At 68.9% G+C, this 280-nt stretch carries 1 protein-coding gene; it reads right to left on the bottom strand.

Translation table 11 applies throughout. The features are described from left to right. On the bottom strand, positions 1–280 hold a 280-nt coding region (locus B2284_RS07815), incomplete at both ends, for a citrate/2-methylcitrate synthase (RefSeq protein ID WP_286697351.1).

The raw sequence follows: 280 nt of genomic DNA, 5'->3' as shown, positions 1-280 counted from the left end.
CGTGAAGAGCATGTCGAGCGCATCGGCGGTGGCCTGGTCGACGTCGCCGCCGAACATCATGTGCAGGAAGTTCTCGACGTACCCGAGCGAGGCGTCGGGCGCGATGAACGACTCACCGATCGACTTGCGGTACGAGTACGCGGCGAGCGTCGGGACGGCGCCCAGCAGGACGGCCGTCGCCTTGTCGATCGCGGCGTCGTCCTTCACCGACAGCGCGTCGGCGTAGTACGTGCCGAGCGCCGGGACGACGGAGGCGAGGATCAGCATCGGGTGCGCGCCC

Source organism: Dermacoccus sp. UBA1591, from assembly GCF_002322065.1.
Lineage (GTDB): Bacteria > Actinomycetota > Actinomycetes > Actinomycetales > Dermatophilaceae > Dermacoccus > Dermacoccus nishinomiyaensis.
This window is presented reverse-complemented; position numbering and strand designations above follow the sequence as displayed.